Consider the following 24,480-nt stretch of genomic DNA (forward strand, 5'->3'; position numbering starts at 1 on the left):
GGGGGAGGAGGTGTTACGCCTTATGTCGCTCCGCTTCCAGTATTTCGTCCACCAGCTCCGTGGTCAGCCTGCCGTACGGCGTCCCGCCCACCGACATGGCCGGGCTGTCGCCGCACATCCCCATGCAGCAGCAGGGGATCAGGGTGAACATGCCGTCCGCCGTGGTGCCGCCCAGGCCGACGCCGAGCTTGTCCTTCAGGTACTGGATGATCTTGTCGCAATCGGCGCACCAGCAGGAGATGGAGTCGCAGACATGGATCACCTTTTTCCCCACCGGACGGCGGTAGATCATCTCGTAGAAGGTGGCCAGTTCTTCCACCTGCAACGGCGAAAGCCCCAGCAGCGTCGCGGCCTCCTCGACCGCCTCGTCGGTCAGCCAGCCGTAGTGGGCCTGCAGCTCCTTCATCACGTCCACCGCGGCCTCGCGGGCGGTGATGGCGGAGGCAACGCGCGCCTCAAGCGATATTTTCAGCGTCTCGGGTATCATCCCCGGTTCTCTCCTTGCTAACTACCGGTCCAGGTCCGCCAGGACGAAATCGAGCGAGCCCAGGATGGCGAGGAAGTCCGACACCAGCCACCCCTTGCTCAACTGCGGCAGCGACTGGATGTGCGGGAAGGTCGGCGTCCTGATCCGCATGCGGTAGGCGGTGTGCAGGCCGTCGGAAACGGCGAAGTAGCCGTATTCTCCCTTGGGTGCCTCGATCGGCGCGTAGCACTCCCCCTTGGGGGGGGACATGCCGCGCGTGGCGTTGACGAAGTGGTGGATCAGCGACTCGATGTCTTCCAGGGCGTCGCGCTTCTGGGGCAGCGTGTAGCGGTAGTCGGACGAGATCCAGCGCCCCCCCGGCATCCCTGCGGCCGCCTGCTTGACGATGGAGAGCGACTGCCGCATCTCCTCCATGCGCACCAGGTAGCGCGCGTAGCAGTCGCCTCCCTCCGCGGTGGCGACCTGGAAGTCGAAGCGGTCGTAACCGCAGTAGGGCATGGTCTTGCGCAGGTCCCAGGCGAAGCCGCACGCCCTCAGCATCGGCCCGGTGAGGCCCCACTCGAGCGCCTCGTCCTTGGTTATGGCCGAGACCCCCTTGAGCCGCGCGGTGAAGATGGGGTTGCCGGTCAGCAGTTTCTCGTATTCGGCGAGCCGCGGCGGGAACCAGTCCAAAAACGCCTGCACCTTGGCCATCCACCCCTCGGGAAGGTCGTCCGCCACGCCGCCGATCCTGAACCAGGCCGGGTGCATGCGGCCGCCGGTGACCGATTCGACGATGTCGAAGATCTTTTCGCGGTCGGTGAAGGTGTAGAAGACCGGGGTCATGGCGCCGATGTCGGCGGCGAAGGTTCCCAGCCAGACCAGGTGGTTCGCGATCCGGAACAGCTCGCAGAGCATGACCCGGATGTACTGGGCCCGCTCCGGTACCTCGATGCCGCACAGCTTCTCCACCGAATTCACGTAGGCGAGGTTGTTCTGCACGCCGGAAAGGTAGTCGACCCGGTCGGTGTAGGGGATGTACTGGTGCCAATTCTGGCGCTCCCCGATCTTCTCGGCGCCACGATGGTGGTAGCCGATCTCGGTGTCCATGTCGACGATTTCCTCGCCGGAGAGCTTGAGCACGAAGCGAACAACGCCGTGGGTGCCGGGGTGCTGGGGGCCGAGGTTCAGGATCAGGGTCTCGTCATCGACGCGATCGAAGAAGTCGCTGGCCGGCAGCGTCCTGCGTCCGCGCGCCTCCTCCGCCGTGTACGCGGGCATCTCCGTGGCGCGGGACGGATGTTCCTTCCTGAGCGGGTGCCCCTGCCAGTCCGGCGGCATCAGGATCCGGCTCAGGTTGGGGTGCCCGGCGAAGCGGATGCCGAACATGTCGTAGGCTTCCCGCTCGTACCAGTTGGCGACGGGGAAGACGGAGGTGACGCTGGGAGTCTCGGGGTACTCGCCGGCGAGCTCGGTCTTGATCCGGATCCTGCCGGGGGTGTCGAAGCAGGTGAGGTGGTAGTTCACGGTGAAGTCGCGGAAGCGGCCCCGGTCGCGGCGGCAGGACTCGTCCACGCAGGCGATGTCTTCCAGGCGACGGAAGGGCGAGGACTTCCTCTGTTTCAGGTGCTTCAGGAGTTCGGGCACCAGGCGCGCGGGCGCGCGGTAGGTGAGCATGTCGGCCGCCGCCTCGTCCCTTCTCACCTCGCCGTTGAACGCCGCCTGCAGCTCCTCTTCCAGGCCGAAGTCGGGATAGGGGAGGCGGGGCTGTTTCGGGCGCCAGAGCTCATCCGAGCGCGGCGCGGCGAAGTGGGGGTGCTGCATCGCGGTACCGCGGATCGGGATCCCTTCCATGCCGGGGCCGCGCGTATCGCGGGACTTGGTGACGCCGTCGACGAGGATGGGGGCGACGGTCCCCTGGGTGCCACCCTGCATGCGCAGCACCGGCCGGGTGGGGCGCTCCTCGCTCCTGATCTTCTGCTGCAGCAGCATGAGCCCTTCCAGGAAGGATTCCGGACGCGGCGGACAGCCGGGGATGTACAGGTCGACCGGCAGGATCTGGTTCACTCCCTGCACCACGGAGTAGACGTCGTACATGCCGCCGGAGTTGGCGCAGCTCCCCATCGAGATGACCCACTTGGGCTCGGCCATCTGGTCGTAGAGCCTGAGGATGCTCGGGGCCATCTTCTTGAAGACGGTCCCCGCGATCACCATGAGATCGGCCTCGCGCGGGGTGCCGCGCAGCACCTCGGCGCCGAAGCGCGAGACGTCGTAGCGCGAGGTGAAGGAAGCCATCATTTCCACGAAGCAGCAGGAAAGACCGAAGAACATCGGCCAGAGTGAGTTCGCCCTCCCCCAGTTGATCAGGTCGTCCAAGGAGGTGAGGAGGACGTTTTGCGGTATGTTTTCGTCGTCCCTCTCGGTCAATGTTTACCTCGCATGCGGATAGCGGAAGGGCCCCATTCGAGCCCCCCCTTCATCCAGAGCCAGATCAGCCCCAACATCAGGATGATGACGAAGACGGTGATGTGCACCAGCCCCTGTATCCCGAGCAGGTCCCAGGCGGTGGCCCAGGTCAGGATGAAGGAGCCTTCGACGTCGAAGACGATGAAGAAAATGGCGATGAGGTAGAAGGGGACTTGTGAGGCATGACGGGCGGTCCCGGTCGGGACCACTCCGGATTCATACGGTATGTGCTTGTCGGGGGTATCCCGGCCCGAACCGAGGAAATAGGCTGCCGCCAGCAGGACGCCAATCAGCCCCACCGCGAGGGCGGTGTAAATGGCAAGGGGGATGAACTCGACCTGCTGTGCGGTGACTGGCATACCGGCCTTTCAATGAGAATCACAGGGGATTTTAGTACCCGTATAATCTAGCGTAGCGCCGCTGAAAGTCAATTAGCCCGCGTGAGGCGATGGGATCATTAGATTACGTCATCATTATCTTGCTCTTCAGGATCAGGATCTCGAAAGCCATGGCCGCTTTGGCGATCAGCTTTTGTATTTCGGGCACCTTCTCGTCAAGAGGCGTGCTCCCCCCGCCGACGTAGAGGACGGCGACCACGCGTCCCATCATCATCAGTGGCACCAGCAGGTTGTTGAACGGCGTGCCCCCCTTCAGCGCCTCCATGATGGCCTGGTTGCCGGGAGTGGGCGGCATCGGGCCCAGGAAGAAGCTCTTGCTCTGGTCCACCACGTTGAGCACCGACGGCTCGCTCAGGGACAGCTCCAGCCCCTCGAACTCGGGAACCGGCTTGTTGTCGACCCGCGCCATCCAGCCGGTCGCGCGTCCGCCGCGCAGCAGGAAGAAGGCGACCCGCCTGAACTGGGGCCCCAGGTGTCCGGTGATCAATTCGGCGATCCAGTCGCGGTCATCGGCCTCGGCGAGCCCTGCCAGAACGCTGTCCATCGAGTAGTCCTGTTCCGGTTCCTCGAACTCCTCCTGGTACAGTTCGACCACCGCGGCGGGCGCTGGCTGCTGTGGGGGAGGCTCGGTCGTGGGCGGCGCTGCCGGTGCCGCAGTCTCCGGCGCGGGTGCCGGGGCCGGTGTGGCCGTCTGCGCGGTGCCAGGCGTCGCCGCCGGGGCGACCGGGGGTGCGGATTGGGCCGGCGGCTGGACTGCGGGCTGGACTGCGGGCTGGACTGCGGGCTGGACTGCGGGCTGGACTGGCGCCGGGGATGATACCGCCGCCGGCTCCAGCGTCTCCAGGCTCAATTCCTCGAGCATGGGGAGATCGAGGAATTCCTCCTCCGTCTGGGCGGGCCACTCATCGAGGGTCGGTTTGGGTGCCGGTGGAGGCGGGGGGGCTGTCACCACCCGTGCGGCCGGCGCAGCCTGATGTGGCGTGGCAGAATGGGAGGCGTGATGCTTGGTCCGGCCCCTGCTGCCGCCTTCGACGCTGATGTAGCGTACTTCGCGCTTGATCCCGTAGTACTTCTCCATGGCCGTTACGATGCGCAGCTCCGCCGCGACGACCGGGACGATGATGTAGCCCGTAGCGAAGGCGATCTCGTCGATGGCGTGCAGGTCGGTCGGATCGACCATGGCCAGGGTGACTTTGCGGTTGTTGAGCGCGATGGGGACGACTTTGTACTTCTTGACGTAGTCGAACGGGATCAGCTTTATGATGTGTGGGGGGATATCGAGGAGATCCCCCGGAGGGGCGTACGCGACGCCGATTTTCTGGCTCAGGAACTCCGCCAGGTCCTGCTCGTCCAGGTACCCCATTTCCACCAGGTTGGTACCGAAACGTCCGCCGAAGATGGCCTGTCCTTTGAGAGTTTCATCAAGCTGGGCCGCAGTGATCTTCCCTGCCTGGACCAGCATTTCCCCTAACCGCATTTTCTTCAAGCTACCCTCCGCCAAAACATTACATGCTCAATTCATTCAGCCAGCGCCAGAAAGGCGAGGAGCAGGCGCCGGTCACCCGCCGGATCGGCAGAGAAACCGCGCTGTTAACCAGGCGCTAATTTAGAGCCGCCGCAAGACAATGTCAATAACAAACGGTGACTTGCACGGCTCAGCACAGGTCGACGATCTCGTAGCGGCTGTTGCCCAGTTCCACCTCGTCTCCGAGTGATTTCCCGAGCAGTTCGCCCCCCAGCGGAGAGCCGGCGGTGATGACCATGATCTCCTCGCCGTCGAGCCGGAGTTTCAGGCCCCCTTCCTGCGGCCCGATGAAGAAGGTCTTCCTGGCTCCCTCCTCATCCTCGAGGGTGACCAGGGCGGTAAGCCGGATGCTGCTCCCCTCGCTGAAGGGCTGCAGGGCGAGGCGCTGGTAGGCCTGCAGGGAGTGCTTCAATTCCTGGGCGCGGTTCGCCTGCCCCTGTGCCACGTACGAGGCTTCCAAGCTCAGCGTGTCGTACTTGTTGTCGGGGATATTCTCTTCGTGAATGGCGGCTTCATGGGCGGCTTTCGCGGCATCGGACAAAACCGACAGGTCGCGGGCCAGTGTTTCGATGATGAGCCGGTGCAAACGGCTCTTTCTGGTGGTAACGATGGGGAACCTTCCTAAGCTGAAATATCCTGCCGGGGCCGTCTTAGGACGTGCCCCGGACTTTGGCGGGGACCGATACTATAACGCGGCAGCGGATCTGTCAAAAGGAAGATGCTCACCTTCCCGGGTACCAGTTGATCCCGAAGAGGTGCATGTTCAGGCCGGGGTTGATCTGACCGTTCAATCCCGCGTTGGACATGTGTTGGAAACGGTAGGAAAGGGCAAAGGCCGGGGTGAAGTGATAGATGACGCCGGCGTGGGAGATGAACTGCTGGATGCCGTTGTAGTCTCTGCCGCCGAACCGGTCGCGGCTGAGGATGGCGATGCTGACACCGAGGTCGAGTTCTACGAATTCGGGATTGCCGAGGTCGAAGGCGGGGCCAAAGGAGCCGACGAAACCGCAGTCTTTGCCGCTGGAAAGTGAGCCGGCCGTGAGGGCAACTTCGGTGGAGACCCCCCAGCCGCCCTTGCTGCGCAGGCTCCAGGGGAGTTGGTAGCTGGCGAAAGCCTCGACTGTTTCCGCACCGTGGTCTTTGCGGTCGACCGAGAATCCTCCTCGCACGCCGAAAGGCCCCCAGTTATTGGCCGACGCGGAACCTGCTGCTCCCAAAGACAGAGCAAATGCGATCAAAACCAGGCGGAGGATTCTTGTCATGGCACGCTCCGAGTTAGGTTGAGTTAACGACATAACATTTAAGCGGGTAATTTTTTAAATTCAAGCGCCTGACAGCAGACAGGGCGGGAGAAGGTCCCTTTCCGGCCACAGCTTCGGGACGGGCTAGTACACTGTCGCTTGCGTAAAAACAACGCGGGATGTACTATTTAATAGGCGCTATCAGGCAGAAAGAGGCAGGCAGTAACAAGCCCGAAGGAGGTGGCCATGAAAGGATACCAACTGGTAAAAGAGATCAGAGAGGCGAAGGGTGCTCACCCCGACCGGGTATTCATCAAGTGGTGGCGCAATGAGGAGGACTTCATTGACTTCGACCTGCTTGACAGGTTCTTGCAGAACCTGAAAGAGGGTGAGAAGATCGACGGCTTCGAACTGATCAACGAAGATGAGATGTGGCGCACGCTTGAAGCCCGCTGTCAGGGCAGGATTTCCAAGGTAAAAAGAGATGGGGATTGGGTACTGCAATGGACCCCGCCGCCTAACAGGAAAGTCGAGGAAGTCCAGACAGAGTATCCGTACTCTGCAGAGTCCATGGTGAAGATCCTGGATTCGGAGACGAATTACAACTACGTGGATTGATAGGCTGACGCCACAGCGCCGGCTGTCAGGGTGAAAAAGAGAGGGGCGAAGATTTTCGCCCCTTTTCTTTTGCCTACCGTCCCTTCGCCAGCATCTTGAAGAAATCGAGCACTTTGTCCGGATGTTCGGAGGCCTTGGCGACCTTGAGCCAGTGCTTGATGACGATCCCTTCCGGTGAGATCACGACGGTGGATCGGATGGTGCCCATGGTGGTCTTGCCGTACTGGACTTTTTCTCCGAAGGCACCGTACCTTTTCATCACCGAGGCGTCCGGGTCGGAGAGGAGGGTGAAGGGGAGCTTGAAATCGGCGATGAACTTGTCGTGGGACTTCATAGAGTCCTTGGAAACCCCGACCAGCACCGCGCCGAGCTGCTCGAAGAGCGATTGCAGCTTGGCGAAGCCAACTGCCTCAGCCGTGCAGCCGGGGGTGTTGTCCCTGGGGTAGAAGAAGAGAACCAGGATCCTGCCCCGGTAGTCCGCGAGCGTGTGCTCCTTGCCGTCGCTCCCCAGCAGTTTGAAGTCGGGTGCGTTCTGTCCTTCCAAAAACATGATGGCCTCCTTGGATGTGCTTCTCATTAACTCATAAACCATAGCAGAATGGCGGTAGTTCGCAAGGGGAATCGCGTTGTTGTAACCGGTCCGGATTCGGGTTATGCTGCAGATTCTCTGGAGGGGGGATATGGGCGGGATGATGCAGGTCGCGGTGGATCCGGAACGGTGGCATCACTTTGCGGGGGTGCTGCTGGTAATTGCGCTGGCGGTATTGCAGGCGAGGGTGGGAAGGGCCGGTGCCTTTTGGCAGATCTGTTGGGCGCTCCCCGGGACGCTGCTGCACGAGCTGTCCCACCTGCTGGTGGCCGCGGTCACCGGCGGCCGACCGGTGGGCTTCACTGTTATACCCCGCCGGGATGGCCCCGGCCGATGGGTGCTCGGGTCGGTTACCATCGGCAATCCCGGACCGGTTTCCGCGCTTCCCTCGGCGCTTGCGCCGCTTTGTTTGAACGTTGTCGCCTATTACCTGTACCTGGGATGGAGTACGTGGTTCCTGGCGGACCTGCCGCACACACTGCTGATGTATGTCGCCATCTATGTTTTCAGCTACAGTTCGATACCGTCGGGGCAGGATCTGAAGGTTGCCCTTTCCAGTCCCGTCGGGGTGCTGCTGTATGGTGGGGCGGTCGGGTTGTGTATGTGGCGGTGGGGGCTTTAGGCGCGGTTGCGGCCTTGCGTTCTGGTGCGGTAGAGGCGTTCGGTGAAGCCCCCCTCGCGCTCGAAAGCCGCCGCCTGGGCCTGCAGTTGGCGCTCCAGTAGCGAGCATGCCACGGCTATGAGGGTAAGCGCAGCGTTGGCCGCCGCCTCAGCATAGCCGCGGGCTGTGGACCCTGTGGACCCTGTGGACCCTGTGGACCCTGTGGACCCTGTGGACCCTGTGGACCCTGTGGACCCTGTGGACCCGGTGGACCCTGTGGACCCGGTGGACCCGGTGGACCCGGTGGACCCGGTGGACCCTGTGGACCCGGCTACTTTGGTAGCCGGCTGTCCACTTCGTTGTCCATGTTGTCCATTGGGTCCACTCAGTCCATGTCCACTTTGTCCACCGTTTCCACCCTTGCAAACCTCCACCACCCACCGCGCTACCTCGTCGGCGCTTTTACAGCGCTGGGCAACCAGGTCCGCGCGGCGCGGGTCCAGCCGGTCCCACTGCGGCAGCCTGCGCTGACGCAGAAAGTCCTGGTAGTCCAGGCGCAGCTCTTCCAGGCTGGCACGGGCGACGTTGGTCAGCTTCAACTCAGTCTTCTTCGAGGTCCCCGAGGCCTGGCTCCCTTCGGCGATGTTCTGTACGCCGCTCCGGGCTGCCTGGACCATTTGGTCATGGGTCCGGCTGCGCTTGTCGATATAGCGGTCGCAAAAGCGGACGGTCAGGTCATATACCAACTGGGCCAGCTGAAAACTCTTCAACTGACGATACCCCCCGTGGCTCTGCAACAGCTTTCCCGCTTCGGTTTCGCCCATGGCAACCCTCCTCGGCCAGCAGGCATTTTACCATAGCGCCTTGAAGCAGCCGTAAGCAGGCTCAAAAAAAGCCCGCCCCACTTCGTGGACGGGCTTTTGCCACAGTAATCTGCCGGCTGGCGTTACAGCGATGCGGCCAGCCTCTCGAACTCCTTCTTGGAGCGGACGATGCAGTCCTCGACGGCCATCCCGGCGAAGTAGTTGCCGGTGACGTAGAGGTTGCTCGCCTGGACCAAACGGTCGATCTGGTCGGTGAGGGCCTTGTGGCCGACCACCGGAGACGGTAGCTGGCTCTCGCGCTGCACCACCTGCTCGAGATCTGCTGTCTGAACCTGCAATACGGACGCGATCCGCTTCAGCTTGGCCTCCAACGAAACCTTCCCGGCTTTGTAGTGGAAGCTGAAGCCGCGGTAGCTGTCATGGAGCACGGTGTCCCTGGAGACCGCGGAATAGAACTCCTCCCCGATCGGAATCAGGCCGGCCAGAAGCGGGAGCTTCAGTTTGCTCTTCTGCACCGCCACCCCGACGCTCTCGATGGTCTCCAGCTTGACCTGGCTGAGCACCTTGGAGAGCTCCGGCGCGATCTCGGCGGCAAGCTTGGCGCTCGCGGGGGGAGGAACGGCCAGGGCCAGCCGCTGCGCCTGGTACGTGGTCCCGTCGGCAAGCTCCACCGTGTAGCCGTCGCTGCCCTTGGCGATACGCGCCACCTCGGCGCCGGTCTGCAGGGTCACCAGGTCGGCGACGGCCAGCTTGTCGATGACGCTGTTCAGCCCGCCCTGAAGGGTGAAGCTCTTGATGACGTCCTTTCTCCTTGGACGCTTGTTGAACAGCATGTCGGCGGGGAAGTCGTCGGCACGCTGCGAGATGACGGCGTTGAACGCGGGACCGAAGACCCGGTCGTAGTTGCTGCGGCCGACGATGCTGCCGTAATAGGAGGCGACGCTCGCCCCGTCCTTTTTAAGGGTGAACAGCTTCCATGCGGAGCAGGCCAACTCGGGGAAGGAAAGCTGCGAGGGAATGCTCTTCACCTCGTTGTTGACCAGCATCTTGAACGACACCTTTTCCCTGGGGAGGATGCTTCCCATCAGGCCGTGTCTCTCCATCAGCTCCAGCAATCCGCCGTATGAGTTGTAGCAGGTATGGGCGCCCAGCTCCAGCCAGAACCCGGCCGCGCTCCCCTCGAAACGGTGCGAATGAAAGCAGCCGCCCGGCCGGTCGCTCTTCTCGAGGACCAGCGTGTTCAGCCCCTTGGCAGCTGCATGGCTTGCGAAACTGAGACCGCTGATCCCTGCACCTATGACGATGGCGTCGAATTGCTTCATCTGGCAACTCCTGTTTTTAAGGGTCGTTAATTCCAGCCTATATAAGCGCGCCTGCAGCGGGTTGTCAAGGTTTACAACATGTTGACAACCACTGGGTCAGCTATTACATTCTGTGGAGCTAAAACCAAGCAAGTGTGAAAGGGAATTAAACATGGCGCAGAGAGATTATTACGAAGTACTCGGACTCAAAAAAGGCGCCTCGGCCGACGAAATCAAGCGGGCCTACCGCAAACTCGCCGTCAAGTATCACCCGGACAAGAACCCGGGCGACAAGCAGGCCGAGGAGCGCTTCAAGGAGATCAACGAGGCGTACGCGGTCCTGTCCGACCCGAAAAAGAAAGAACAGTTCGACCAGTTCGGCTCCACCGATTTCCACCAGCGGTTCTCGCAGGAGGACATCTTCAGGGGCTTCAACGTCGACGACATGTTCCGCGACCAGGGCTTTGGCACCGACGACATCTTCTCCCGTATTTTCGGAGACGCGGTGCGGCGGCAGCGTGGCGGCCGCGGCCGTCCCATGGCCGCCAAGGGAGAGGACTTCTCCATGGAGATCCAGGTCACCTTCCGCGATGCCTACGACGGCGCGGAGAAACGGGTGGCCTTCATGCGCGACGGCGCCCGCGAGGAACTCTCGGTCAAGATCCCGGCCGGCATCGAATCCGGGGCGAGGCTCAGGGTGGCCGGGCGCGGCGCGCCGGGGCGCATGGGCGGCCCTGCCGGCGACCTCTACCTCTCGGTGACGGTGGGGACCGATCCCCTGTTCCAGCGCGAGGGGGCCGATATCGTGCTCAACCACGAGGTGCGCTTCTCCCTGGCGGTGCTCGGTGGCCACATCGAGGTGCCGACCATGGAGGGGACCAAGAGGATCAAGATCCCGGCCGGCATCCAGTCGGGCACCAAGGTGCGCCTGAAGGGGCTGGGCTTCCCGGTGCTGGGATCGCAGACGCGTGGCGACATGTACGTGAGGATTGCGGTGCACGTGCCCGAAAAGCTGACGGCGCGACAGCGCGACCTGGTGGAGCGACTGGCGGCGGAAGAACTCTAGGCGTTCAAAGGCAGGCAAAAAAATCCCCCTCCCGGGTCCGGTGAGGGGGATTTTTTTCGTTATGGCAAGGCATCAGGGCTGCTTGATGTCGATGCTGGCGGCGCTACGCAGGTCCTTGACCCACTGGTTGAAGCGGTCATCGGATTTCTTCTTGTAGAGCTGCTCCTCGATGGAATCCTTCACCTCCTCGAAGGGGCGCCCTTTCTCCTGGCTCTTCTGCTCCAGCTTGATGATGTGCAAACCGGCCGGGCTCGCCACCAGCGAACTCACCTCACCGGGCTTCATGGCGGCGACGCTGTTGCCGATCTCGGCCAGCATGTCGCTCCTCTTGAAGGTGCCCAGGTCCCCCCCGTCCTTGGCGGCCGCGGGATCCTGCGAGTACTTCTTGGCCAGTTCCACGAAGTCCTCGCCGCCCCGGGCCTTGGCCAGCACCTCCTCGGCGAGCTTCGTGGTCTTGGCGGCCTCCTCGGCGCTCGCCTTCGAATCGAGCTTGAAGAAGATGTGCCGCGCGTGGAAGGTCTCGCTGCCGCCGCCGTAGTCGGCCCGGTGCGCCTCGTAGTATTCGCGCATCTCGCGCTCACCAACCTGGATCTTGGAGCGGACCTCCTGGCTCATGAGCCGCATCCGCTCCAGCTGCTCCTTGAGCTGCACCTTGTACTGCGGGAAGGTGAGCCCCTGGCTGGCCAGCGCCTTCTCCAGCGCCTCCTGGGAGAGGTTGTTCTGTTTCTTTACGTCCTCGATGGCCAGGCGCACGTCTTCGTCGGTTACCTTGATGTCCAGCTCGCGGATCTTCTGCTCGACCAGCTTGCGGTCCACCAAACGGTTCAGCGCGGCGCTTCTTTGCACGTTCCTCTCGGCGGCGGGAAGCTTTTCGGCTTCCTTCTGCATCTGGGAGTATTCCTTGTCGAGGTCGGTGCTGGTGATGACCTCGTCGTTGACGATGGCGGCGATGCCGCTCAACGGTTTCGCGGCGGCGAAGGTCGGAGCGGCCGCGAAAAGGGACAGCATGCAACAGGCGATGATGATCTTAACCATGGGTTCTCTCTGTGGCCGCTGGGCGCGGCGTCTGTGCAAAAACGGCCGGGCTCGCGCCCGGCCGTCGGTTCTTCGGTTGTAGCCTGACCGTCGTGCCTACTTGCCCTTGGCGGGCTGAGCCGGCCGTGCTTCCTGGCCGGGCATGCCGGGATGGGCCGCGCCCCCCTTGGCGCCTTCGCCACCCAGCTCCTTGAGCGCGTCTTCCTTCACGGAAACCTTGGCCTGCTTCTTCAGGTCTTCCTTGAGCTGCTTGAAGGTCTCCTGCTGCTTGGCCGGTGCCAGGGCCGCCTTGATCTCGTCCTTCACCTCGTCCAGGGTGCGGGCGCCGGCAGGACGGGAGCCGGTCTTCTTGATGATGTGGTAGCCGAACTGGGTCTTCACGATCCCGGAGGTCTCGCCGTCCTTGAGGCCGAAGGCGACCTTCTCGAAGTCAGGAATCATGGAGCCTTTGCTGAACCAGCCGAGGTCGCCACCCTTGGGGGCCGCGCCATCGATGGAGTTCTTCTTGGCCAGTTCCTCGAAGCTCGCGCCTGCCTTGAGTTGCTTCTCGATCTCCTTGGCCTGCGCCTCGGACTTCACCAGGATGTGGCTGGCGCGGATCTGGGCGTCGGATTTGAACTTGTCCTTGTTCTTGTTGTAGTAGTCCTGCATCTCGGCGTCGCTCACCTTGCCGGACTCCTCGATCTTCTTCTTGAGGAAGGCCTCGACGATGACCCGCTTTTTCAGGTCCTCGAGCTTGGCGGCAACTTCCGGACTCTTGTCGATGCCGTCCTTGGCGGCCTGCTGCAGGATCAGTTCGCGCACCACCATGGTGTCGACCATCTCCTTCTTCCCTTCCGGGGTCTCGGTCATCGGCTTGAGCTGGGGGGGAAGGGCGGCCTGCTCCTTGTAGAAATCCTTGTCGGTGATGCTGGCGCCGTTCACCTCGGCGAGGACGATCCCCTTACCCGGACCTTCCTGTTTCGCCTCGGTGGCCCCCTCCTGCTTTTTGCAGCCGGTGAAGGCGACGCTGAGTGCGATGAAAAGTATTGCGGCGGTTTTGCTGAAGTGCACGATTGGCTCCTTTTGTTATTAGCGTAAATTTATTCCAATCCGGGGAACGCTAGCATATCAGACTAGGCATTTCAAGACATTTCTGGCTTCCGCCAGCACCCCGTCGAACGAGCCGTCGGCGACCCGCACGTAAAGCCGGAAGTCCGGTGTAAACCTGTATTTTCCTTTCTCTTTCCGCAACAGGCCGGTGATGGCGTCCGGTGACACCGGCGTCCTCTCGTGGAAGGCGAGCGAGAGCTCGTTGCCCGAGTACTCGATCTCCTTCACCAGGAGCCGTTTCAGGGCGACGCGCAGGCGCATCACCTCGAGGAGGTAGAGCGCCGCGACCGGCAGCGGCCCGAAGCGATCGGCGAGCTCCTCGCGGATGTCGTCGACCTCGGCCTCGTCGGCGGGCTGGGTCAGCTTCTTGTAGATGAGCAGGCGCTGGTTCGGGTCCCGCACGTAATCCTCGGGGATGAAGGCCGGCACCTTGAGCTTGATCTCCGGTTCCACCCGGTCCGGGAGCGCCTCCCCCTTGAGGGTCCGCACCGCCTCGTCCAAAAGCTCCGTGTAGAGTTCGAAACCGACCGCCGCGATGTCGCCGCTTTGGCGGGCACCCAACAGGTCGCCGGCGCCGCGGATCTCCAGGTCGTGCGTGGCGATCCTGAACCCCGCCCCCAGCTCGGTAAGCTCCTGGATGATCTTCAGCCGCTCGCGCGCGTCGGAGGATATCGACCCCTCTCCCGGGATGAGGAGGTAGGCATAGGCGCGGGTCTTGGAGCGCCCCACCCTGCCGCGCAGCTGGTAGAGCTGCGAGAGACCGAAGGTGTCGGCGCGGTTCACGATCAGCGTGTTGGCGGTGGGGATGTCCAGGCCGCTCTCGATGATGGTGGTGCACAGAAGCAGGTTTGCCTCGCCGTGCATGAAGGAGAGCATCACCTGCTCCAGCTCCTTCTCAGCCATCTGGCCGTGGCCGACGGCGATCTTCGCCTCCGGGACGATGCGCCGCAGTTCCTCGGCCATGGCGCCGATCGACTGCACCCGGTTGTGCACGAAGAAGACCTGGCCGCCGCGCCTGAGCTCCCTGAGTACCGCCTCGCGGATCAGCTCGTCCGAGGAGCGGGAGACGAAGGTCTTGATGGCGAGCCGGTCCACCGGCGGGGTGTCGATGATGGAGAGGTCCCGGATCCCCATGAGCGACATGTACAGGGTGCGCGGGATAGGGGTCGCAGTCAGGGTGAGGATGTCCACGACGGCCCGGAACTGCTTGAGCCTCTCCTTGTGGGCCACGCCGAAGCGCTGCTCCTCGTCCACGATCAAAAGCCCCAGGTCCTTGAAGACCACGTCCTTTTGCAAGAGGCGATGAGTGCCGATCACGATGTCGACCTCCCCCTTCTTCACCCCCTCCAGGATCTGCTTTTGCTGCTGCGGGGTGCGAAAGCGCGACAGCATCTCCACCCGCACCGGGTAATCCTTGAGCCGCGTCGCGAAGCTCTCCGCGTGCTGCTGGGCGAGCACCGTGGTCGGCACCAGGATGGCCACCTGCTTGCCGTCCAGGGTCGCCTTGAAGGCGGCGCGCATGGCGACCTCGGTCTTGCCGTAGCCGACGTCGCCGCAGACCAGGCGGTCCATGGGGCGCGGGCTTTCCATGTCGGCGATGACCTGGTCGATGGCGGCCGCCTGGTCCGGGGTCTCCTCGAAGGCGAAGGAGGCCTCGAAGGCGCGGTACATGTCGTCGGCCGGCGAGAAGCGGTACCCTTCCTCGATCTCGCGGGCGGCGTGGATCTTCAGCAGTTCCGCCGCCATCTCCTGGATCTCGGCCCGGGCCTTGGCCTTCGCCTTTTCCCAGCCGGCCCCGCCCAGCCGGTCCAGCCTCGGTTCGATCCCCTCGGCGCCGACGTAGCGCTGCACCAGGTTGATGCGGTCCACCGGGAGGTAGAGCTTGTCGCCGCCGGCGTACTCGAGGAGCAGGAAATCCCCCTCCAGGCCGGTGAGGCTTAAGTGCTGCAGCCCGCGGTAGAGGGCGACGCCGAAGTCGATGTGCACCATGTGGTCGCCCGGCTTCAATTCCGCCAGCGAGGTGAGGAGCTGCTTCTTCTTGGCCTCGGAGAGGCCGCGCCGCTTCACCCTCTTGCCGAAGATCTCCTCCTCGGCAATCACCACCAGGCGCTCCTCCTCCAGGCGGAAGCCGCGCGAGATCTCGCCGATCAGGATCTCGACCCGGCCGGCGGGGCGGGCGGCGGCGCTCCGGAAGGAGTCCTGGGAGTGCTCCAGGGGAAGGCGGTAGTGGGACAGAAGCTCGTAGAGCCTTCTGGCCTGCCCGGCCTGGTGGCAGGGGATCAGCACGCGGTTTCCCGCCGCGATCCAGGTCACCATCTTCTCGGTCAAGGGGGCGAGCACGCGCTCCCCTTCCTGGTTGGTGTCCAGTTTCAGGTCCTGGTTCCCGGCGCAGGGGACGCGGAGCTTCTCGCCACCCTCCCCTTCGATCTCCAGGCGGGGGAACTCCAGGCGGCGGCCCCCGGCGATGGCGCGCTCCAGCTCCTGCGCCGAGAGGTAGAGCTCGGCCGGGTCGCAGACGATGGCGTCGCGCAGCTCGGCGCGCTTGGCTGCGCTGTCGAGGTCGTCGCCGAAGCGCTGCAGCGCATCGGCAATGGCGTCCGGGTCGACCAGGACCCGTATGGCCCCCTCGCCCACGTAGTCGAGGATGGTCTCCAGCTGCGGGTGGAACAGGGGCTGCAGGAACTCGACCCCCGGCGGGTAGATGGCGTGCTGCAGCTGCTCCAGGAGCTCGCGGCGCCGGTCGGCGCCGATGCCGAGGTGGTCGCAGCGGCGCTTGAGCCTCGGCGCGAGATCCTTCACCACCTGCTCCGAGAGGATCACCTCGCGCGAGGGGAGCAGCACCAGTTCCTCGAGCGGCTCCAGGGAGCGCTGGGAGACCGGGTCGAAGAGGCGCATGGTCTCCACCGTGTCCCCGAAGAACTCGATGCGCACCGGCTGCTCCCGGTCGGGCGGGAAGATGTCGAGGATGCCGCCGCGTACCGAGAAGGTGCCGCGGTCCTCGACCAGGGGGACGTGGGAGTAGCCGAGCTTGACCAGCTTCTCGACCAGGCCGTCGCGCTCCAGCTCCTCGCCGGCCACCAGGTACTGGCAGACCCCGCCCAGGGTGAGGCGCGGGATGACGCGCTGCAGGGCGCTCGCCACCGGGAGCACCAGCATCCGCGCGCCGCCGTCCAGGAGGCGGACCAGGGCGTTCAGCCGCTCGCCGACCAGATCGGGGTGCGGCGAGGCGGCCTCGAAGGGGGTGACGTCCCAGGCGGGGAAGGGGAGCACGGCATCCGGTCGGGCGGTGAAGAAGCGCAGTTCACGGGCGATCTCGTCGGCGCTCTCCTGGTCGGGGGTTAGCACGACCAGCGGCGGCGCTCCGTCGTCGGCAAGCCGCGAGAGGAGGTAGGCCGGGGCCGCCCCCTCGAGCCCCGTCACGCTCACGTGGCAGGAGGGGGGAGTCAGTTTCTCGTTGAGCTTTTTCAGGTACTGCGCTTCGGGCATGGTCATCGTATCGGGCGGGGCCTTTCGCTTTGGTGGGTGGAGCTCTTTAGCACCGGTTGAGCATAGCAAAAACGGGGCCGATTATCCAGACGCAAGGCGGCAAAGTTTTTCCGCTGCGGCCAAATAAAAGTAAAGAAAAAACGGGAGCCGCCGAAGAGCTTTTTGAAGGCAGAGGAGACCCAGTTGTGCGTGGTTTAATTAAAGGTGAGCCTATGAAACAAGAAGATGTCCTCCACTCCGACGTGATCAATTACTTCACCACGGAGTTTGCTGCACTAGAGGAACGCCTCAAATCGGGCCGGCTGGAAGACTACCGTGAACGCGTGCTGGTAAGCCGCAAGATATCCGAGGCCGTACACCTGCTCTCCCCGTATGTCCGCAGCGATCCCCGGGCCAGGCACCTGGTGAAGAACGCCGAGGCGCTCAGAAAGGAGCTCCTCTCGGTGCGCTCCATCATTGCCAAGCAGCTGCTGCAAAAGGACAAGCAGTCGCTGCTGCAAGCCATCCTCACCCGCAAGAAGGGGCGCCGTCCTGACGAACTGGCCGGTTGACCTCAGCGCACTGGTGCCGGGTCCGGCCCACAACAGCTGCTGGGCCTCCCGGCGTTTTACGTCCCCATGAAGAATTCGCTTTACAATTAATGCGCCGTGTATTATATATCTCCTCCTTGTTGTGGAGAGATGTCCGAGTGGTTGAAGGAGCACGCCTGGAAAGCGTGTGTACGTTAATAGCGTACCGAGGGTTCGAATCCCTCTCTCTCCGCCATACTTATATTTACCCTTTGCGGATAGACCTGATAGCTGGGTCCCGCGCAACGGAAGGTTATGAACCCCGTCAGGTCCGGAAGGAAGCAGCGGCAGTAACCGCCCCCGTGTGCCGCGGGGTAGCCCAGCTATCAGCTCTTTCCGCAACCCCCCGCCCGCCCCACGCCCCGCACGAACCATGAACCACGTGAAGCCATAGAGGTACGCCGCCTTGTCCTATCTTGTTCTTGCTAGAAAATGGCGCCCCCAGACCTTCAGCGACCTGGTCGGCCAGGAGCACGTCAGCCAGACCCTCAAAAACGCCATCGACGGCGGCAGGGTTGCGCACGCTTTCCTCTTTACCGGCGCCCGCGGCGTGGGCAAGACCAGTTCGGCGCGCATCCTCGCCAAGGCCCTCAACTGCGAGAGCGGCCTGACCGTCGAGCCGTGCAACACCTGCTCCACCTGCCTGGAGATCACCGAGGGGAACTCGGTCGACGTCTTCGAGATCGACGGCGCCTCCAATACCGGCGTCGACGACATCCGCGAACTGCGGGACAACATCAAGTACCTCCCCTCGCGCTCGCGCTACAAGATCTTCATCATCGACGAAGTGCACATGCTGACCACCAACGCCTTCAACGCGCTGTTGAAGACGCTGGAGGAGCCGCCGCCGCACGTCAAGTTCATCTTCGCCACCACCGAACCGCACAAGGTCCCCATCACCATCCTGTCGCGCTGCCAGCGCTTCGACTTCAAGAGGATCGCGCTGCCGCGCATCGTCTCCAGGCTCCGCTTCATCGTGGACCAGGAGGGGGTGCAGGTCTCCGACGAGGCGCTCTCGGTCGTGGCCCGCAAGGGGGACGGCAGCATGCGCGATTCCCTCTCCACGCTGGACCAGGTGCTTGCCTTCTGCGGCAACAGCGTCTCCGACACGGACGTGGCCGCCCTTTTGGGCGTGGTGGACCGGCGCCTGATCATGGACGGCTGCAAAGCCGTGCTGCAGGCCGACGTCAAGGGGGCGCTGGAGATCGTGGCCCAGGTGGATTCCTTCGGCTACAGCATGCGCCAGTTCTGCCAGGAACTCATCAACCAGTTCCGCAACATCGCCATCTTGAAGGCGGTGGGGGAGCCGGGGGATCTGCTCGAGCTCTCGGACGCGGAGCTGGGTGACCTGACCGCGCTCGGCGCCCAGGCCTCGGTCCAGGACCTGCAGCGCCACCTGGCCATCCTGCTCAAGGCCGAAGCAGAGATCGCGCACGCGGGCTTCCCGCGCCTGATCCTGGAGATGGCGCTGATCAAGATGGCGAGCCTCGCTCCGGCCATCCCGGTGCAGGACCTGCTGGCGCGTCTCGACGCCCTGGAAAAGGGGGGACCGCTGCCGCCGCGCGGCGAGGCCCCGCGCCCGTTGGCGCCCGCGCCGCGTCCGGCGCAGCAGGCGCCGCCCCAGCAGCAGGGCGTGTCCCGCCCCGCCGCCGCTCCCGTTGCGGCGGCGCCGGTCGCGGCCGCTCCGCAGCGCCACGCCGCTGCACCCCAGGCTGCACCGTCCGGCTTCGCTTCCGGCGGCGACCTCTGGGGAGGCTTCGTGCAGGCGGTCAAGGCGAAGAAGCCGATGCTCGGTGGCGCGCTGGAAGAGGTCTACCCGGTCAAGGTGGCCCAGGGCGTCCTGGAGATTGGCTGCCTGCAGGGGTCCTTCCAACTGACCCGGCTGCAGGACCCCGAGCAGATCAACGAACTCAAGAGCCTCGCCCAGGGGCACTTCGGCGTCCCGACCCAGGTCAAGGTGGTTGCGCTGAACGCGCCTCCCACGGACGCCGCCCCGACCCTGTCGGAAAAAAAAAGCCTTGAAGACGCCGAGCGCAAGGCCGTCCTGAGGCGCGAGGCTGAGGAGCACCCGCTGGTGGCCGCGGCGGTGGAGCTCTTCGACGGCGAAATCGCCGAGGTGCGGGAACTTCCGCAAAAAGAAGCGGCGAAATCATAACAATGTTCCGCGGTACGCTGCGACAATAAAGGAAAATTGGAGGATACGATGTCGAAAGGTTTGGCGCAGATCATGAAGCAGGCGCAGATGATGCAGCAGAAGATGGGCAAGCTGCAGGAGCAGGCGGCGGAAAGAACCGCCGAGGTGACCACCGGCGGCGGTGCGGTAACGGTGGTTGTCAACGGCAAGAACCAGGTGCTCTCGCTGGTCATCAAGAAGGAAGCGGTCGATCCGGAAGACGTGGAAATGCTGCAGGATCTGGTCCTCACCGCCGTCAACGAGGCCCTCAAGAAGGTGCACCAGGAGATGAGCGAGGAGATGAGCAAGATCACCGGCGGGCTGAGCATCCCCGGCCTTTTCTAGGGGGACGCCGCCAAGCGCAGGATAGGGATCAAAGAGAGGGTGCATGCCGTTTGGTGTGCACCCTTTAATTATCCAATTCTGCGATCAAAATTTTTTTGGTAAAAATAACCAGTAAAAACTTGTTTTATCCATGGTGGGAATATGCTACATTTTTCGGGCTCGCTGACCAGGCTGGTGGGAGAACTGAAGAAACTGCCTGGCGTCGGTGAAAAAAGTGCCTTGCGACTCGCCTTTCATCTGCTTAAATATCCCGGTAATATCGAGGCGTTAGCAGAGAGCCTCGTGCAGGTGAAGGAAAAGGTCCGTTTTTGCTCCCGCTGCTTTGCCATTACCGAGGACGATCCCTGCTGGATCTGCTCGGGGGAGCGCGACGGCGCCACGCTCTGCGTGGTGGAGGAGCCGCAAGACCTGCTGGCCCTTGAGAGAAGCCGCGCTTTCCGCGGCCGCTACCACGTGCTGCAGGGGGCGCTTTCACCGTTAAACGGCGTTACACCCCGCGACCTGAGGATCGCCGAACTGATGCAGCGGTTGGAGGGGGGCGAGGTGCGCGAGGTGCTGATCGCCACCAACTTCACGGTGGAAGGGGAGGCAACGGCACTCTACCTGACCAGGATGATCAAGCCGCTCGGGATCAAGGTGACGCGTCTGGCGCACGGCATCCCCATCGGCAGCGACCTGGAATACGTGGACGCGGCGACCGTGCAGCGGGCAGTGGAGGGGCGTTCGGAGCTTTAGAGGTCCTTCCGCGAGTTGGAACTAGAACGATCTTTTACCGTAAAGCCAATTGGATTTTCAAACACAGGAGGAAATCAATGTCCCGCAGAATGGTAACAATCGACGGTAACACCGCTGCCGCCCACGTGGCGCACGCCACCAACGAGGTGATCGCCATCTACCCGATCACCCCCTCTTCCGTAATGGGGGAGATCTCGGACGAGAAGAGCGCCCGGGGCGAGAAGAACATCTGGGGTACCGTCCCCTCGGTCTCGGAACTGCAGTCCGAAGGTGGCGCCTCCGGCGCGGTCCACGGCGCGCTCCAGGCCGGCGCTCTGACCACCACCTTCACCGCCAGCCAGGGTCTCCTGCTCATGATCCCGAACATGTTCAAGATCGCAGGCGAGCTCACCTCCACCGTGTTCCACATCTCGGCGCGCGCCATCTCGGCGGCGGCACTGAACATCTTCGGCGACCACTCCGACGTCATGTCGGCCCGTTCCACCGGCTGGGGCATGATCTGTTCCAACAACGTGCAGGAGGTCATGGACTTTGCGCTGATCTCCCAGGCCGCCACCCTCAGGGCGCGCGTCCCGTTCATGCACTACTTCGACGGCTTCAGGACCTCGCACGAGGTGCAGAAGGTCGAGGAACTCTCCTTCGACGACATGCGCTTCATGATCAGCGACGAGCTGGTGCAGGCGCACCGGTCACGCGCGCTCACGCCGGACCGCCCGGTGCTGCGCGGCACCGCCCAGAACCCGGACGTCTACTTCCAGGGTCGCGAGACCGTGAACGCCTACTACCCGCAGGCGCTCAAGATCGTGCAGGAGGAGATGGACAAGTTCGCCGGCCTCACCGGCCGCAAGTACTCCGTCGCCGAGTACGTGGGCGCCCCTGACGCCGAGCGCGTCGTCATCGTGATGGGTAGCGCCGCCGACACGGTCCAGGAGACCCTGGAGACCCTGAACGCCTCCGGCGAGAAGGTGGGTCTCGTGAAGGTGCGCCTGTTCAGGCCGTTCCCGGTCGACGCCGTCGCCGCCTGCCTGCCGGCCAGCGTCAAGAAGATCGCGGTGCTCGACCGCACCAAGGAGCCGGGCTCCCTGGGCGAGCCGCTCTATCTCGACGTCAGGACCGCCATCGGCGAGGCCATGGCTGACGGCAAGACCAATTTCAAGTCCTACCCGATCATCGTGGGCGGCCGCTTCGGCCTGGGCTCCAAGGAGTTCACCCCGGGCATGGCCAAGGGTGTGTTCGACAACCTGAAAGCCGACAAGCCGAAGAACCACTTCGTGGTCGGCATCAAGGAAGACGTCACCAACTGCTCGCTGGACTACGATCCCTCCTTCGTGAACGCCTCCGCCGGAACCTACGCCGCCATGTTCTTCGGCCTGGGCTCGGACGGCACCGTCGGCGCCAACAAGAACTCCATCAAGATCATCGGCGAGAACACCGACAACAACGTTCAGGCCTACTTCGTCTACGACTCCAAGAAGGCCGGCACCGTGACCGTCTCGCACCTGCGCTTCGGCAAGGGCGAGATCCGCTCCCCGTACCTGATCGACCAGGCGGACTTCGTGGCCTGCCACAACTTCTCCTTCCTGGAGAAGTACGACATGCTCTCCCGCGCCAAGGTGGGGGGCACCTTCCTCCTCTGCTCGCTGACCGACGACAAGGACGCGGTCTGGAACGCGATGCCGGTCGAGGTGCAGCAGCAGATCATCGACAAGAAGCTCAAGTTCTACGTGATCAACGCTATCGCTCTCGGCGAGAAGCTCGGCCTGGGCGCCAGGATCAACGTGATCATGCAAACCGCCTTTTTCAAGATCTCCAACATCATGCCGCTCGACGCGGCCATCGCCTCCATCAAGGACGCCATCAAGAAGTCCTACGGCAAGTCCGGTGAGAAGGTGGTCGAGATGAACAACAAGGCGGTGGACGCAGCTCTCGAGAACATCTTCGAGATCACCGTGCCGGCGACCGCGACCAGCAAGATCAGGAAGCCGGCCGTCGTGAGCGCCCACGCGCCGCAGTTCGTGCAGGAGGTCACCGCGCAGCTGATCGCCGGCCGCGGCGACGACGTCCCGGTCTCCATGCTCCCGGCCGACGGCACCTTCCCGACCGCGACCTCGCAGTACGAGAAGCGCAACATCGCCGTCGACATCCCGGTGTGGGATGAGGGCCTCTGCATCCAGTGCGGCATCTGCTCCTTCGTCTGTCCGCACGCCACCATCAGGATGAAGGTGTACGACGCCGACAAGCTCGCCGGCGCGCCCGAAACCTTCAAGTCCGCCGACGCCCGCGGCAACGAGTTCAAGGGGATGAAGTGCACCATCCAGGTCGCCCCTGAGGACTGCACCGGCTGCGCCGCCTGCGTCGCCAACTGCCCGGCCAAGTCCAAGGACGACCCGAAGCACAAGGCGATCAACATGAAGTTCCAGGCGCCGCTCAGGGCCTCCGAGGCCGCCAACTACGAATTCTTCCTCAACCTCCCCGAGACCGACCCGAGCCTCCTGAAGCTCGACACCCTCAAGGGGAGCCAGCTGGTGCGCCCGCTCTTCGAGTACTCCGGCGCCTGCGCCGGCTGCGGCGAGACCCCGTACCTGAAGCTCATGTCCCAGCTCTTCGGCGACCGGGCGCTGATCGCCAACGCTACCGGCTGCACCTCGATCTACGGCGGCAACCTGCCGACCACCCCGTGGGCGAAAAACGCCGATGGCCGCGGCCCGGCCTGGTCCAACTCCCTCTTCGAGGACAACGCCGAGTTCGGCTTCGGCATGAGGCTCGCCGTCGACAAGTTCAACCAGGCGGCGCTGGAACTGATCGACACCCTCTCCCTCCCGGCCGACCTGGTCGCCGAGATCAAGGGCGCCGACCAGAAGACCCAGGCGGGCGTCGAGGCGCAGCGTGCCCGCGTGGCCAAGCTGAAGGAAATCCTGGCCGCTTCCGGCGACGCCGCCGCGAAGAAGCTCCTCTCCATCGCCGATTACCTGGTCAAGAAGTCGGTCTGGATCGTCGGCGGCGACGGCTGGGCCTATGACATCGGCTACGGCGGCCTTGACCACGTCATCGCCTCCGGCAAGAACGTGAACCTGCTGGTGCTCGACACCGAGGTCTACTCCAACACCGGCGGCCAGGCCTCCAAGTCCACCCCGATGGGTGCGGTAGCCCAGTTCGCCGCGGGCGGCAAGCCGCAGGCCAAGAAGGACCTGGCCATGATCGCCATGGCCTACGGCAACGTCTACGTCGCCAAGGTGTCCCTCTCCAACCCGGCCCAGGTGGTCAAGGCGTTCATGGAAGCCGAGGCGTATGACGGCCCGTCCCTGATCCTCGCCTACAGCCACTGCATCGCCCACGGCATCGACATGGCCACCGCCGTCGACACCCAGAAGCGCGCCGTCGCCTCCGGCCACTGGCCGCTGGTCCGCTACAACCCGGAGCTGGCCGAGCAGGGCAAGAACCCGCTCATCCTGGACAGCAAGGAACCGAGCATCTCTCTCGAGGAGTACGCCTACGGCGAGAACCGCTACCGCGTACTGAAGAAGAACAACCCGGAGGCGGCCGCGACTCTCATGGCCCGCTCCTCCGAGCTCACTGCCCGCCGCTTCGATCTGTACAAGCGGATGGCGGAGATGGACTTCGGCAAATAAAAAAATCTAACAAAAGCGCTTGACAGGGACCAGACCCGTGCATAAAATCTTTACCTGTGTCGGGGATGGTCCCGCAATCACGTAAAAGAGTAGTAACAGGAGAAGTCGTAATGGCAAAAGGTGTAGTGAAGTGGTTCAATGACAGCAAGGGTTTTGGTTTCATCGAGCAGGAGAACGGCGAGGATGTGTTCGTACACTTCTCCGCCATCCAGTCTGATGGGTTCAAGTCCCTGGCAGAGGGCGATTCCGTAACTTTCGACGTGCAGCAGGGGCCGAAAGGTCTCCAGGCAGCCAACGTAGTCAGGGTTTAAAGTCATCCTT

The 24,480-nt window shown here is 63.4% G+C and carries 21 protein-coding genes, 1 tRNA gene and 1 other RNA gene; 11 read left to right on the forward strand and 12 right to left on the reverse strand.

The genetic code is table 11. The annotated features are described in order from the left end of the window. Window positions 1-13: 13 nt before the first annotated feature. The 6 genes from nuoE to KOL99_RS03420 form a co-directional block, all read right to left on the reverse strand. A complete protein-coding gene (nuoE, locus tag KOL99_RS03395; RefSeq protein WP_216509067.1) occupies window positions 14-487 on the reverse strand; it encodes an NADH-quinone oxidoreductase subunit NuoE in 474 nt (157 codons plus the stop codon). 21 nt (window positions 488-508) lie between these two features. Beyond that, entirely contained in the window at window positions 509-2,893 is a 2,385-nt protein-coding gene (locus KOL99_RS03400; protein WP_216509068.1) for an NADH-quinone oxidoreductase subunit B/C/D, read from the reverse strand. After that, the gene (locus KOL99_RS03405; protein WP_216509069.1) at window positions 2,890-3,291 is read right to left on the reverse strand and encodes an NADH-quinone oxidoreductase subunit A; all 402 of its coding nucleotides are present in this window, start codon (window positions 3,289-3,291) and stop codon (window positions 2,890-2,892) included. Before KOL99_RS03405 ends, KOL99_RS03400 begins: the two co-directional genes overlap by 4 nt. Before the next feature lie 103 nt (window positions 3,292-3,394). Further along, window positions 3,395-4,807 carry a GspE/PulE/PilB domain-containing protein gene (locus KOL99_RS03410; RefSeq protein WP_236025805.1) on the reverse strand — a complete coding sequence of 471 codons (1,413 nt, stop codon included), beginning with the start codon at window positions 4,805-4,807 and terminating at the stop codon, window positions 3,395-3,397. 178 nt (window positions 4,808-4,985) lie between these two features. Further along, window positions 4,986-5,441 (reverse strand): GreA/GreB family elongation factor, encoded by a 456-nt coding sequence (locus KOL99_RS03415; RefSeq protein WP_216509071.1) that lies wholly within the window; start codon window positions 5,439-5,441, stop codon window positions 4,986-4,988. A gap of 136 nt (window positions 5,442-5,577) precedes the next feature. Further along, entirely contained in the window at window positions 5,578-6,117 is a 540-nt protein-coding gene (locus KOL99_RS03420; protein WP_216509072.1) for an acyloxyacyl hydrolase, read from the reverse strand. A gap of 225 nt (window positions 6,118-6,342) precedes the next feature. On the opposite strand from KOL99_RS03420, the gene KOL99_RS03425 reads away from it, so the two are divergent. Beyond that, complete coding sequence (locus KOL99_RS03425) at window positions 6,343-6,714, forward strand: hypothetical protein (protein WP_216509073.1); 372 nt, start codon at window positions 6,343-6,345, stop codon at window positions 6,712-6,714. A 73-nt stretch (window positions 6,715-6,787) separates the two neighbouring features. On the opposite strand, the gene KOL99_RS03430 is transcribed toward KOL99_RS03425, so the two are convergent. Beyond that, window positions 6,788-7,264, reverse strand: coding sequence for a peroxiredoxin (locus KOL99_RS03430; RefSeq protein ID WP_216509074.1), 477 nt, complete (start codon window positions 7,262-7,264; stop codon window positions 6,788-6,790). A gap of 103 nt (window positions 7,265-7,367) precedes the next feature. Here KOL99_RS03430 and KOL99_RS03435 point away from each other — a divergent pair, with 103 nt between their 5' ends. Beyond that, window positions 7,368-7,925 carry a hypothetical protein gene (locus KOL99_RS03435; protein WP_236025748.1) on the forward strand — a complete coding sequence of 186 codons (558 nt, stop codon included), beginning with the start codon at window positions 7,368-7,370 and terminating at the stop codon, window positions 7,923-7,925. Here KOL99_RS03435 and KOL99_RS03440 read toward each other — a convergent pair. Beyond that, on the reverse strand, window positions 7,922-8,728 hold the full coding sequence (locus tag KOL99_RS03440; protein ID WP_216509075.1) for a four helix bundle suffix domain-containing protein: 807 nt from the start codon (window positions 8,726-8,728) through the stop codon (window positions 7,922-7,924). The two genes, KOL99_RS03435 and KOL99_RS03440, sit on opposite strands and share 4 nt — an antisense overlap. A 122-nt stretch (window positions 8,729-8,850) precedes the next feature. Further along, window positions 8,851-10,050 (reverse strand): protoporphyrinogen/coproporphyrinogen oxidase, encoded by a 1,200-nt coding sequence (locus tag KOL99_RS03445; protein ID WP_216509076.1) that lies wholly within the window; start codon window positions 10,048-10,050, stop codon window positions 8,851-8,853. 151 nt (window positions 10,051-10,201) lie between these two features. Here KOL99_RS03445 and KOL99_RS03450 point away from each other — a divergent pair, with 151 nt between their 5' ends. After that, window positions 10,202-11,095, forward strand: a complete 894-nt coding sequence (locus tag KOL99_RS03450) for a DnaJ C-terminal domain-containing protein (RefSeq protein ID WP_216509077.1) — start codon at window positions 10,202-10,204, stop codon at window positions 11,093-11,095. Between the two features lie 72 nt (window positions 11,096-11,167). On the opposite strand, the gene KOL99_RS03455 is transcribed toward KOL99_RS03450, so the two are convergent. From KOL99_RS03455 to mfd, 3 genes are all read right to left on the reverse strand, one after another. Further along, entirely contained in the window at window positions 11,168-12,130 is a 963-nt protein-coding gene (locus tag KOL99_RS03455) for a peptidylprolyl isomerase (RefSeq protein ID WP_216509078.1), read from the reverse strand. Between the two features lie 96 nt (window positions 12,131-12,226). After that, window positions 12,227-13,183: a peptidylprolyl isomerase gene (locus KOL99_RS03460; RefSeq protein WP_216509079.1), complete on the reverse strand. Its 957-nt coding sequence runs from the start codon at window positions 13,181-13,183 to the stop codon at window positions 12,227-12,229. A gap of 57 nt (window positions 13,184-13,240) precedes the next feature. Then, entirely contained in the window at window positions 13,241-16,714 is a 3,474-nt protein-coding gene (mfd, locus tag KOL99_RS03465; RefSeq protein ID WP_216509080.1) for a transcription-repair coupling factor, read from the reverse strand. A 206-nt stretch (window positions 16,715-16,920) separates the two neighbouring features. Between mfd and KOL99_RS03470 the strand changes: the two genes are divergently transcribed. The 8 genes from KOL99_RS03470 (at window position 16,921) to KOL99_RS03505 (ending at window position 24,470) form a co-directional block, all read left to right on the forward strand. Continuing rightward, window positions 16,921-17,259 (forward strand): hypothetical protein, encoded by a 339-nt coding sequence (locus KOL99_RS03470; protein ID WP_216509081.1) that lies wholly within the window; start codon window positions 16,921-16,923, stop codon window positions 17,257-17,259. A 123-nt stretch (window positions 17,260-17,382) separates the two neighbouring features. Next, window positions 17,383-17,473: transfer RNA gene (locus tag KOL99_RS03475), tRNA-Ser, on the forward strand. A gap of 33 nt (window positions 17,474-17,506) precedes the next feature. Further along, window positions 17,507-17,605: signal recognition particle sRNA small type (gene ffs, locus KOL99_RS03480), an RNA gene on the forward strand. Between the two features lie 78 nt (window positions 17,606-17,683). Further along, window positions 17,684-19,432, forward strand: coding sequence for a DNA polymerase III subunit gamma/tau (gene dnaX / locus KOL99_RS03485; protein ID WP_216509082.1), 1,749 nt, complete (start codon window positions 17,684-17,686; stop codon window positions 19,430-19,432). Window positions 19,433-19,480: 48 nt separating this feature from the next. Beyond that, window positions 19,481-19,795 (forward strand): YbaB/EbfC family nucleoid-associated protein, encoded by a 315-nt coding sequence (locus tag KOL99_RS03490; protein ID WP_216509083.1) that lies wholly within the window; start codon window positions 19,481-19,483, stop codon window positions 19,793-19,795. A gap of 141 nt (window positions 19,796-19,936) precedes the next feature. Next, complete coding sequence (gene recR / locus KOL99_RS03495; protein WP_216509084.1) at window positions 19,937-20,530, forward strand: recombination mediator RecR; 594 nt, start codon at window positions 19,937-19,939, stop codon at window positions 20,528-20,530. 77 nt (window positions 20,531-20,607) lie between these two features. Further along, a complete protein-coding gene (nifJ, locus tag KOL99_RS03500) occupies window positions 20,608-24,159 on the forward strand; it encodes a pyruvate:ferredoxin (flavodoxin) oxidoreductase (protein ID WP_216509085.1) in 3,552 nt (1,183 codons plus the stop codon). A 110-nt stretch (window positions 24,160-24,269) separates the two neighbouring features. After that, entirely contained in the window at window positions 24,270-24,470 is a 201-nt protein-coding gene (locus tag KOL99_RS03505) for a cold-shock protein (RefSeq protein ID WP_216509086.1), read from the forward strand. Window positions 24,471-24,480 lie beyond the last annotated feature (10 nt).

The organism is Geomonas azotofigens (genome assembly GCF_018919395.1).
GTDB lineage: Bacteria > Desulfobacterota > Desulfuromonadia > Geobacterales > Geobacteraceae > Geomonas > Geomonas azotofigens.